10 protein-coding genes are annotated in these 11,269 nt (G+C 69.3%); 4 read left to right on the forward strand and 6 right to left on the reverse strand.

The window, feature by feature from the left end:
- The first annotated feature begins 2 nt into the window (after positions 1-2).
- Complete coding sequence (locus KL788_RS03795) at positions 3-527, forward strand: hypothetical protein (RefSeq protein WP_293168643.1); 525 nt, start codon at positions 3-5, stop codon at positions 525-527.
- On the opposite strand, the gene KL788_RS03800 is transcribed toward KL788_RS03795, so the two are convergent.
- The gene (locus KL788_RS03800; protein ID WP_293168645.1) at positions 524-2,668 is read right to left on the reverse strand and encodes a DEAD/DEAH box helicase; all 2,145 of its coding nucleotides are present in this window, start codon (positions 2,666-2,668) and stop codon (positions 524-526) included. The genes KL788_RS03795 and KL788_RS03800 overlap by 4 nt on opposite strands.
- Positions 2,669-2,846: 178 nt before the next feature.
- The gene (locus tag KL788_RS03805; RefSeq protein WP_293168647.1) at positions 2,847-4,715 is read right to left on the reverse strand and encodes a DUF2207 domain-containing protein; all 1,869 of its coding nucleotides are present in this window, start codon (positions 4,713-4,715) and stop codon (positions 2,847-2,849) included.
- Positions 4,716-4,760: 45 nt separating this feature from the next.
- Between KL788_RS03805 and KL788_RS03810 the strand changes: the two genes are divergently transcribed.
- A complete protein-coding gene (locus KL788_RS03810; protein ID WP_293168649.1) occupies positions 4,761-6,143 on the forward strand; it encodes a M20/M25/M40 family metallo-hydrolase in 1,383 nt (460 codons plus the stop codon).
- Here KL788_RS03810 and KL788_RS03815 read toward each other — a convergent pair whose 3' ends face one another.
- Together KL788_RS03815 and KL788_RS03820 are read right to left on the reverse strand one after the other, a co-directional pair.
- Positions 6,144-7,040 (reverse strand): glycerophosphodiester phosphodiesterase, encoded by an 897-nt coding sequence (locus KL788_RS03815; RefSeq protein WP_293168651.1) that lies wholly within the window; start codon positions 7,038-7,040, stop codon positions 6,144-6,146.
- A 59-nt stretch (positions 7,041-7,099) separates the two neighbouring features.
- On the reverse strand, positions 7,100-8,611 hold the full coding sequence (locus KL788_RS03820; protein ID WP_293168653.1) for an SDR family oxidoreductase: 1,512 nt from the start codon (positions 8,609-8,611) through the stop codon (positions 7,100-7,102).
- A gap of 57 nt (positions 8,612-8,668) precedes the next feature.
- Between KL788_RS03820 and KL788_RS03825 the strand changes: the two genes are divergently transcribed.
- Positions 8,669-9,580, forward strand: a complete 912-nt coding sequence (locus KL788_RS03825) for an A/G-specific adenine glycosylase (protein ID WP_293168655.1) — start codon at positions 8,669-8,671, stop codon at positions 9,578-9,580.
- 14 nt (positions 9,581-9,594) lie between these two features.
- Positions 9,595-9,747, forward strand: coding sequence for a hypothetical protein (locus KL788_RS03830; RefSeq protein WP_293168657.1), 153 nt, complete (start codon positions 9,595-9,597; stop codon positions 9,745-9,747).
- Positions 9,748-9,750: 3 nt separating this feature from the next.
- Here the strand turns inward: KL788_RS03830 and KL788_RS03835 are convergent, their stop codons facing one another.
- Positions 9,751-10,476 carry a formylglycine-generating enzyme family protein gene (locus KL788_RS03835; RefSeq protein WP_293168659.1) on the reverse strand — a complete coding sequence of 242 codons (726 nt, stop codon included), beginning with the start codon at positions 10,474-10,476 and terminating at the stop codon, positions 9,751-9,753.
- Positions 10,473-11,210, reverse strand: coding sequence for a formylglycine-generating enzyme family protein (locus KL788_RS03840; RefSeq protein ID WP_293173149.1), 738 nt, complete (start codon positions 11,208-11,210; stop codon positions 10,473-10,475). Before KL788_RS03840 ends, KL788_RS03835 begins: the two co-directional genes overlap by 4 nt.
- Positions 11,211-11,269 lie beyond the last annotated feature (59 nt).

Raw genomic sequence — 11,269 nt, forward strand, 5'->3', positions numbered from 1 at the left:
TCATGCTCAGACTGACTCGCCGGTACTCCGGGCCTCCGCTCGGCACAGGCAATCTCGCGTTCCCGGTTCTGAGGCTGCTCGCGCGGCGCGGCGGCATCGTCTCCACGAGCGAATTACGCAACGTCGGAGTCGATGCGACCACGCTCGAGATGTACCGCCACTACCAGTCGCTTCAGGCCGTGCGCCAAGGCTGGCATTGCGCACCCTCAGTGCCGCAGGTCTCCCGGCTCGCGTGGAGGTTCGGCGGGCCACTGGCGTGCATCAGCGCCCTGCAACTGCATGCGTCTCACGGCGAACGTGACCTCGGAATGACGCCTCACATCCCTCAACCGCTGCACGTGTGTGTGCCTGGCAACCGCGATCGTGTACCGAGCCCCGAGTTGCTGGCGCGACGCTGGGGAATCGAGACTCCGCTGCCGCCCGTCATTCACTGGAGCACCGCTGACTTTCGCAGCGGCGACCGGCAGGCCGTCAGTCGATCGGTCGCCCTCCGGCAGGCCGACTACTGCGCCGCCCTGCGGGCTTAGGCAGCGGCGCGCTGCTCGAGCACGTCGGTGAGCAGCGCGATGAGTGCCTGCACCTGCACGGTGCCCTCGGCGGCGACCTGCTCGTCCGACCCGTCGAGCGCACGCGCCGCGAGGCCCGCCTTCGCGTCGATGAGGTCGGCGATGCGCGCGTCGATCGTCTGCGCGGCGAGAATGCGCCACGCGGTGACGGGCAGCTCTTGACCGATGCGGTGCACGCGGTCGATCGCCTGGGTCTGCTCTGCTGAGGTCCACGAGAGCTCGGCGAGCACGACGTTCGACGCCGCCTGCAGGTTCACACCGACACCCGCGGCCGACAGCGAGCAGACGATCACGCTGACCTCGGGGTCGTTCGTGAAGCCGTCGATCGCCTCCTGCCGCGCCTTCGGAGACTGGTCGCCTCGAATGCTGACAGACCGCATGCCGACGCTCGCGAAGTGCGCCTCGGCGGCATCCATCACATCGATGTGCTTCGCGAAGAAGACCACCTTGCCGACGTTGCGGGCCAGCTGCGCCGTGTAGTCCGCGGCGAGCACGGCCTTCGCCGTGCCGATCTTGCGCACCATGGTGAAGACGTTGTCGCCGTTGGCGGCCTGCTTCGACTCTTCGAGCTCGGCCGTCGCGACGAGCCGCACGAGCTCGCGGTCGATGCCGACCGGCGGCACATCGCGGGCCGCCACAACGCGGCGGTAGCGATCGACGAGGCGGTTGATGAGCGCCTCCTCCGACGCCCGAATCGACCGAGCCACGTCGTCGTCGAGCTCGACCGGGATGTCGGCGATGCGGCGAGCGGGAATGTCAGCAGCGACATCCACCTTCTTGCGGCGCACGATGCCCATCTCGATGACGCACTGGCGCGCGGCGGCGAAGAAGCCCGGATCAGCCGGCGTGAGACCGGTGTCTTCCAGCGACGACATCAGGCGACCGAGCGGCTTCTTGTCGTCGATCCAACCGAGGAACTTCCAAATCATTCTGAAGTCTTCGATCTGGTTGATCAGGGGCGTGCCCGTGAGCGCCATCATGAGCGCCTTCGGGTGCAGCACCCGCACGTTCTGCGCGAGCGCCTGCACGTGACGCGTGCGCTGCGACGTGGCGTTCTTGATGAAGTGCGCCTCGTCGACGACCATGCCCTTGAAGCCGAACCGGCCGAGCCAGCCGACGTGGCGGTCGAGAATCTCGTAGTTGACGATCACGACATCGCTGAAGGCATCGAGATCATCGCCGTCGCCGTGCACGACCGTCGCCGACCGCTGCGGAATCCAGCGCTGCACCTCGCGCGCCCAGTTCGTCTTCACGACGTTGGGCACGACGACGAGCAGCGGGAAGGCGTTGGCGACGTTCGCCGCCATGAGCGCCTGGGCCGTCTTGCCGAGCCCCGGCTCATCGGCGAGCAGGAACGTGCGGTGCCCGCGACGCACCGCCTCGATGAGCTTCGACTGGTGGAGCATGAGATCCATGCCGCCGGGCGTGACGAGAGACCCGGGATCGGGCAGCGGCATCGACGCCGACTGGCCGCCCGCGCCGTACTCGAACGAGCGGAAGAGAGGCTCGATGAGCTCCCAATTGGCGAGGCGACCCGCCATAGAGACCGGCTGCGGGTTCAGCGCCGAAAGGTCGGGAGCCAAGAAGGGGTTGGCGAGCTGCGCCTGCTTGACCGACTTCGGCACGACCTGCTTCGCCACCTCGGGGGCCACCGGCTCAGGCTCTGAGACGATGAGCAGATCATCGGGCTCGAGCTCGGCGCCGGAGGCGAGCAGCATGTCGCGGCGCAGCGCTTTCGCGGCGTCAGAGACCTTCGCTTCCGGGGCGAGAAGAGCGATGAGAGAGGTGTCGCGGGCGGCCGTCTTGGCCATGATGCTCGCGAGACCGTCGAGGCGCTTGAGCACTTCAGCGCGCTCGCTGTCGGGCACCTCGCGGTCGTCTTTCACCCGGGCGCGCTCTTCGCGCACGAGTAGCGCAGCCACCTGGAACTTGGTGCGATTCGACGGGCTCACCTTGGCGCCGCGCTCGGCGGCGTTCTCGACCTCGCGCACGGCGCGGGCGAGAATCGGAATGATTCCCTGCTCGTCGAGCGGTCGACGACGACGCGTCGACGACTGCTTCGACGACGACCCTTTTCTCTGACGCTGGCCGGTCTGGGCCATGCCCCTCCTCGAACGGTGCGGAGCGTGGATGCTCCGTACGAACCGCGGCCCTGCATGATCTGCAGAACCGCCTCGGGCTCGCTAGAAGTGCGCGAACTCGACGACTGCACGTGCCGCGCTTTCGTCGCCCTGACCCGGTCGAGGAACGGCCGGTGGGCGGAAGCGCTTGAGCAGAAGTCTACACTCCGCCGCCGCCTCCACCGCCACCGCCACCGCCCGACGACCCTCCGCCCGACGAACCACCCGACGAGCTCGAGCCCGAATAGCTTGACGACAGTGTCGAGGCGACTGACCCGACTCCGGCCGAGAACGCGCTCACCGAGAACGCTCGCGAGCTCGAGAACCAGGCCGGGCTCTGCCCCTCGGCGTAGAACTCGCCGAGCTCTTTTGCCCACTCGCGCTCTTGCTTGAGCATCACCGCCCAGGGCAGCAGCCGTTCGATGAGTTTCAGGCGCTGCTCGGGGCTGTTCACGTCGACCGGCTCGCGCAGGGCGCCCTGCGGCGACTGCAGCACGCGCAGGCGGTCGGCCTCCGCGAGTCGGATGTACTCGTTGAGCCCCTTGATGTGATCGGCAAGCTCGGCACCCTCGGCCGTGAGCGGGTGCCGGTAGAGGCACTTCGCCACGACGAAGAAACACAAGAAAGTCAGCGGGATCACGAGGAAGATCGAGTCACCATCTGCCCTGCCCTCGTCGGTCAGGGTGATGACCGAGGCGAACGCGCCGATCGTCGAGCCCACGACGGCGAGGCTCAGCCAACCAGAGTGCCGGCCCGGAATGGTGCGCCGCCATCCGCGCTTCACCATCGAGGTCGAGATGCGACTCAGCTGCTTCTGAATCTTCGTGCTCAGCGTCGTATTCTGCGCCTTCAGGGTGTGCTCGTCTCCCCCGACGAGCCCGGGGAAGAAGTAGCTGAGCAGGCTCTTCTCTTCACCCTCGACGCCCAACGCCGATTCGAGCCTGAGCCGCCAGGTTGACCGCAGCGAGAACCACCCGCCGGGCACCTCGATGATCGTGATGACGCGGCGCACCGCGAAGTCGACGAGCTGGCTCGCCACGGCTCGCGTGCGATGCCCGGTGAGAACCGAGGCGTCGAGCAGGCTCATGCCCCGCGGAGGAAGATACTCGGCGACGATGACGGGCCTGCCGCGAGCATCCCGATGCACGGTCAGGCGCAGCACGATCGCCGCGAGGGCCGCACCGACGGCGAGCGCTGCGCTCAGCAGCAGCAGCCAGCCCCAGGGCGAGGCCATGAGCGAGGTGTCGAAGAGCTCGAAAGTGCCGTCGGCGAAGCCGAGCGCCACGGTGACGTTCTGGTAGGGGAAGAGCGCGACGGGCTCGGTCGACACCACCGCTCCGTCGACCGAGATCTCACACTGGTCGGTCGAACCCGAGTAGCCGACGTAGCAGAACACCCGGCCGGGCAGCAGTGCGGAGGCGAGTCCGTCGTCGAGCGTCACGGTCGCCGAGACGCTCGCGAACGGCTGGGCCCAGTCGGTGCCGTTGGTGTTCCAATAGAACTCTTGCGCTTGCGTGCTGCTGAAGAAGTCGACCACGTCGCGCTGCGTGTAGGTGATGACGTAGGTCTGCACGCCGTAGGTGTAGCTGCCTTCGGGCACCGCCGAGACGATGTCGACGCGGCCCGTGTCAGAACTGACCTCGAATGGCCGCGGCTGTCCATTCTCGTCGGTCACCGAGACGACCTGCAGGTTGGTCGTGTGGCCCTGATAGGTGGCGGGCAGTGATCGACGGATGCCGCGGTTCTGATCGAAGTCAGGAAAACGGGCGACAAGCGTCTCGGTCGTCGTCAGCGTCGCGTGCCCCGTCTCGTCACGGCCGAGCACGTAGTCGGCATGGAACGAGTCGAACGTGAACGCGTTGACGTCGGCCCGCAGCGGGCCGTTCGAGATCGCGGCGGCCGCCAGCTGCGGGGCCGGGCCGCTCGAGAGCGTGGTCGGCAGAACCCGGGGCAGCAGCACGACGGCGGCGACGATCGCGAGCACGATCATGACGGCACCCGCGACGAGGGCGATCGGCAAACGGCGCATTCTGGCACGTTACCTGCTCGGCGGGCCCCGCCATAGGCTCAATGCATGACGGATGCTGCCGCCGATGCCCGCGCGATCGAGCGGTTGCGCGTGCTCGTGCGCATCCCCACCATTTCTCGCCCGACGACCGGCCCCGGCCCGCGCGCCGATCGGGACGCGTTCGAGCAGTTCATCGCCGAGCTACCCACGCAGTACCCCCGCGTGCACGACGCCCTGACCGTCGAGCGCCACGGCACCGACCCCGAAGGCGACGTGCCCTACTCGCTGCTCTACCGCTGGCGCGGCAGCGATCCTTCCGGTGCGAGCTCGCCGACCGTGCTCATGGCGCACTACGACGTCGTGCCGGCGACCGATGAAGGTTGGACCCACCCCGCGTTCGCGGCGGAGGTGCTTGAGCACGAGGGCGAGCAGGTGGTCTGGGGCCGCGGAGCGATCGACAACAAGGGCTCGCTCGTCGCTCTGCTCGAAGCGGTCGACCGGCTGCTCGAGGCCGGCTTCACGCCGCGGCACGATGTGCTGCTCGTGTTCGGCCACGACGAAGAAGTCGCGGGCACCGGTGCGCAGGCGATCGTGGCGGCGCTGCGTGAGCAGAGCATCCGCCCTTCCCTCGTCGTCGATGAGGGCGGCGCGATCGTGCGCGACGTGTTTCCGGGGCTCGACGAGCCGGCCGCGCTCATCGGCGTGACCGAGAAGGGCATCACGACGCTCACGCTGCGCGTCGAGCAGCAGGGCGGTCACGCCTCGAGCCCGCCGCCGTTCGCGGCGACCGAGCGCCTGGCTCGCGCCATTCTGCGGCTCAACGGTTCACCGGCGAAAGCGCGGCTCGACCCGACCATGCGGGCGATGATCCGCACGCTCGGCGCGCGCACGAAGCAGCCCCTGCGCTTCGTGTTCGGGCACGTCGACGCCTTCGCGCCGCTGCTCACGCGCGTGCTGCTGCGGCGCGGTGCCGAGACGACTGCCCTGCTGCGCACGACCCGAGCCGTCACCGAACTGCGGGCCGGGCATGCCGCCAACGCGCTGCCCGAGCACGCCGAAGCGACCGTCAACATGCGCATCGCCCCCGGGTCGAGCGTGGCCGAAGCGGTCGACGAGGTGCGGCGCGCAATCGACGACGACCTGGTGCTCATCGATGTGCTGCTGCCGAGCGAGCCCTCCCCCGTCTCCCCCTCGTCAGGGCCCGAGTGGAACGACCTCGTCGCGGCGATCGACGAACGTGTGCCCGGCCTGCTCGTGAGCCCCTACGTGATGATGCAGGCGAGCGACTCGCGCTTCTTCACCGCAATCAGTGATCACGTCTATCGCTTCGCGCCCTTCAGACTCAGCGCGGCAGAGCGCGCGTGCCTGCACGCCAAGAACGAGCGCATCCGCATCTCGTCGTTCCTCGAGGGCATCGCGATCTACGAAGCACTTGTGCGGCGTCGCTGACTACCCGCGCGCCGCGGCGTGCACCTGCGCGAGCCGGCGGGGAGCATCCGTCACCACGCCGTCGACGCCGAGATCGACCGCCTGCTGCCAGAGGTCGGCGCGGTTGAGCGTGTAGACGATGATGGTGAGGCCCGCGGCGCGCAGGCGCTCGGCGGCCTCTGGCTCGACCTGAAACGACCGCAGGCTCGTCACCACCGTTGACGCCCCGTGCGCGGCCGCGAAGGCCACGGGGTCGTCGGGCAGTCGCCGCACAATGATCGCGCGCGGTAATGACGGGGCCTCACGCCACAGGTCGAGCAGCGTCGGCGTCTCGAAGCTCGCGAGCACGACGCGGTCTTGCACGCCGGCGCGGTAGATGGCGGCGACGACGGGGCGCAGCTCATCGGGGGTCCAGACGCCTTTGAACTCGATGAGCGCGCGCGCGTTCGACGACTGCAGCAGCGGCAGAAACTCGGTGAAGGTCGGGATGCCCGTGCCCGCCCACGCGCTGCCGTACCAGCTGCCCGCGTCGAGAGCCTGCAGCTCGGCGAGCGTGCGGTCGGCGATCGGGCCGCTGCCGTTCGTGGTGCGGTCGAGTAGGTCATCGTGAAAGAGCACCGCGTGGCCATCGGCTGTCGCCTGCAGGTCTAGTTCGAGCACCTGGGCTCCGCTGCGCAGTGCGGCCTCGAAGGCCGGCAGGGTGTTCTCGGGGGCCGCGGCCGGGTCGCCGCGGTGGGCGACCGTGAGCGGCACTCCGTCGTTGAGCCCGAACGAGCCGAGCGGCTGCGCGGCGTGCACGGTGGCCGCCGTGTGGTCGAAGGTGAGAACGGCCACGAGGGCCAGGGTGGCGGTGAAGGCGGCCGCGCTGCGGCGCACTGAGTATCGACGAGGTCGGTCGATCGTGCGCGTCAGGGGCATCGCGTTCGCTTTCAGACGGTCACCGCGTCATTACGGTGCAGCCATGCTAGCGCAGCCCGTTACCGTTCTGTGACCTGAACGTCGTTCGCTGCTCGTGAGCCGCCGAGCGAGCGGCCACGAGTCGTTGCCGCCGTTGCCGCGATCGACCGCGCCATGCCCGAGAAGATGATGCCGTGGAAGGGGAAGACCGCCGCCCAATAGAGCCGCCCGCCGAGCCCGGACGGAAAGAAGATGGCGCGCTGCACGAGCCGTGAGCGCCCGCCCGGTCGTTTCTCGACCGTGAACTCGAGCCACGCGCGCCCGGGCAGCTTCATCTCGGCACGCAGCCGCAAGAAGCGCCCGCGCTCAAGCCGCTCGACACGCCAGAAGTCGAGCGCCTCGCCCTGGGCGAGTCGATCGGGGTCACGTCTGCCGCGCCGCAGCCCGACTCCCCCGACGAGCTTGTCGAGCCAGCCGCGTGCCGCCCAGGCCACCGGCAGCGAGTACCAGCCGTTGTCGCCGCCGATGCCCTCGACCACGCGCCAGAGCGCCTCGGGCGGGGCCGACGACTCGGCCTCCTGCCGGTCGGTGAAGACGGTGTGGCCGCTCCACTCGGGGTCGCTCGGCAGCAGGTCGCTCGGCGCACCCTGCACGGTCGAGTTCTGCCAGCTCGTCTCGACTTCGCCCTCGCGCATCTTGGCGAGCGCGTAGCGCACGGCGAGCCGATAGCCCGTGAGCCCGGCGGCGGGCGGCTCGATGTAGTCGTCGATGTCGTGCTCGCTGCGCACTGCGTCGTACTGCAGGCTCGAGATAATCGGCACCGCGAGCGCGCGCGGAATCGGCGTCACCAGGTTCACCCACTGGCTCGCCAGGTAGGGCGTCAGCACCGGCAGGCTCGCGATGGGGCGCTGCTTGAGGCCGGCCTCCACTGCGTAGCCGTTCATCATCTGCCCGTAGCGCAGCACATCGGGGCCTCCGATATCGAAGGCCCGGTTGACGTCGGCCGGCAAAGTGGCGGCTGTGACCAGGTAGTGGAGAACATCCCGCACCGCGATCGGCTGAATGAAATTGCGCACCCATTTCGGGGCCGGCATGTACGGCAGCACCTCGGTCAGGTGCCGGATCATCTCGAAGCTCGCCGAGCCCGAACCGATCACTACTCCGGCCTGCAGCGCCGCCGTCGGCACGCCGCTCGCCATGAGAATGTCGCCGACCTCTTTGCGGCTGCGCAAGTGGGCCGAGAGCGGGCCGTCGGGGTGCAGGCCGCCGAGGTAGACAATGCGGCCCACCTTCGCCGCGGCCGCGGCGCGCGCCACCGTCGAGGCCACCTGCCGCTCGGTGCGCTCGAAGTCGCCCGCGCTACTCATCGAGTGCACGAGGTAGTACAGAACATCGATTCCGGCGACTGCGCGCTCGACGTCGGCGGAGCGACTCAGGTCACCCACCTCGACCTCGACGTCACCCGCCCACGGCACGTCGCGCAACCGCACCGGGTCGCGCACGAATACGCGCACCTCGTGGCCGGCATCGAGCAGGCGCGGCACCAGGCGCCCGCCGATGTAGCCGGTCGCCCCGGTCACGAGCATCTTCATGTCGCCACGCTAGGGGCGCGCGCTGAGAGTTGCCCCGCACGCCGTAGCGTGGAGGCCGTGCAGACCACGGGCAACGAACAGCGGCGTGCGAGCATCCCGCCCCGCGTCATCGCGTGGTTCGCCGAGAACGCGCGCGACCTGCCGTGGCGGCGGCCCGGGTTCAGCGCGTGGGGCACGCTCGTGAGCGAGATCATGCTGCAGCAGACGCCGGTCGCACGGGTGATTCCCCGGCTCGAGCAGTGGCTCGCACGCTGGCCCACCCCTGACGCGCTCGCTGCTGACTCCCCCGCCGAGGCCGTGCGCGCGTGGGACCGCCTCGGCTATCCGCGCCGCGCCCTGCGTCTGCATGCCGCGGCCGTCGCGATCAGCGAGCAGCATGGCGGGGTCGTGCCCGATGACGTGGATGCTCTTCTCTCCCTGCCCGGAATCGGCGACTACACCGCCCGCGCCGTCGCGGCGTTCGCCTACGGCAAGCCCGTGCCGGTCGTCGACGTCAACACTCGCCGGGTGCTGGCCCGCGCCGTTACTGGTCTGGGCGAAGCCGGGCCCGCACGCACTCGCGCTGACCTCGCCACGATGCAGGCGCTGCTGCCGAGTGACCCTGCTGACGCGCGGGCGTTCAACGCCGGCGCCATGGAGCTCGGCCAGACGGTGTGCGTCGCCCGAAGCCCGAAGTGCGCGGCCTGCCCGATCGCCGAGCTGTGCGCCTGGCGCGCGGCCGGCTACCCCGAGTACGAGGGTCCGGCCGCACCCCGCCAGACGCGCTTCGAGGGCAGCGACCGCCAGGTGCGCGGGCTCATCATGCGCGAGCTGCGCCTCAGCGACACCCCCGTGCCGGCCGAGGTGATCGAGCAGCTCTGGCCCGACTCGGTGCAGCGCGAGCGCGCGCTCGCGGGCCTGCTCGCCGACGGCCTCGCCATCGGCTCGGTCGACGAGGGCTACGGCCTGCCCGGCTCCCACTCGGGCTGACGTATCATCGGATCATGACACTCGACGACGGAGCCCCTGCGCTCACTCGGCTGGAGAAGTTCTCTGTTCTGCTCTTCGGCGGCTTCGCGGCTCTGATCGTGTTGCCGTCGCTCGTCTTCATCGCCATCTCGATCTTCTCGACCGGCGCCATCAAGCTCGACCACTAGGCGTCAGGGGGCCTGCTCGTCGACGTCGCGAGCACATCGGAACCCTGGCCCTCCGGCTCCGTCGTACCCGGTGAAGTCGGGCAGCGCCCCGCGCCGGAACGAGCCCCGGGCGTACTCGTTCGTGTAGAACCATGAACCGCCGCGGAGCACTCTGCACGTGCCGTCGGCCGACGGTGAACGGTGCGAGCTGCCGTCATAGGGTCGCAACGCATCGCTCACCCACTCTTCGACGTTTCCGGCGAGATGGTGCACACCCTCGACGCTCGCCCCGCCCGGAAAGCGGTCGATCGTCACGGTCGTGACGCCGAGTGCCTTCGCGTTGTCCCACACCACGGCTCTCGACTCGTCGAATGTGTCGCCCCACGGCCAGCGACGGCCCTGCTGGCCGCGCGCGGCGCGCTCCCACTCGGCTTCGGTAGGCAGGCGCAGGCCCGCCCAGGCGGCGTAGGCCGAAGCCTCGAACCACGACACGCGCTCGACGGGGTGGCGCCGTAGCTCGGGCTCGACCGCTCGACGGTTCGCGTCGGGAAAGTCGGGTGGCGTGGGGGCACCAGTGGCTGCACAGAAGTGCGCGTACTGCTCGACCGTCACGGGGTAGCAGTCGATCTCGAATGCGGGCAGATACTCGACGCGCTCGGGCGCCTCGAGGTCGAACTCGTCGCTGCCGCGCACGAACTCTCCCGCCGGGATGCGCACGAGGTCGTGGCCCGGCTTCAGTTCGCCGTTCATGCCCGAGCCTCGAGCTGAGGCGCCACGGTCGACGCGCAGCGGAAGGTGGGCCCGCCGAGCCCCCAGAAGTGCTCGTCAGAGAGGTCTTCGTCTTCGAAGCACCGGTAGGTGATGCGGGCGTGGGTCTGCGAGAAGATCCAACTGCCGCCGCGCAGCACTCGATAGCCCTGCTGGTACCCGATCGAGTCGTAGCCGCTGCCCGCATACCCGCGGTAGACGTCGTCGACCCACTCCTCGACCAAGCCGACCATCTGCTCACAGCCGTAGGGTGATGCGCCCTGGGGTCGCGCAGTCACCGGTTCGCTGTGCACTCCCGTGACGGCCGCGGTCTCCCAGGTCAGCGCGCGGTCGGCATCGAACCGGTCTCCCCACGGAAAGACCAGCCCTTGCCCGCCTCCCGCCGCCTTCTCCCACTCCGCCTCGGTCGGCAGACGCTTGCCCGCCCACCGCGCGTACTCGCAGGCGTTCAGCCAGTTCACCATGACGGGGTGGTCGCCGTACCCTTCCGGGATGCGGCCGCCCTGCCAGTACGAGGGCGCTCGAGCACCCGTACTGTCGACATAGGCCGCATAGTCGTCGTTGGTCACCGGATACTTGTCCATCCAGAACTCGGGCACATACACACGGCGGCGCGGCGCTTCGCGCTCGTAGTCATCGCAGCCCATCCACGAGTAGCCCTCGGGCACGTGCACGAGCGTGCTCGCGCCTTTGACGGCGGCGATGGCGGGTTCCATGGTGACCACAGCGGGCTCCTTTCGCGGGCATCCGGCACTGGATGCTCGCTCTGAGTCTG

This window comes from Microcella sp. (assembly GCF_019739195.1).
Lineage (GTDB): Bacteria > Actinomycetota > Actinomycetes > Actinomycetales > Microbacteriaceae > Microcella.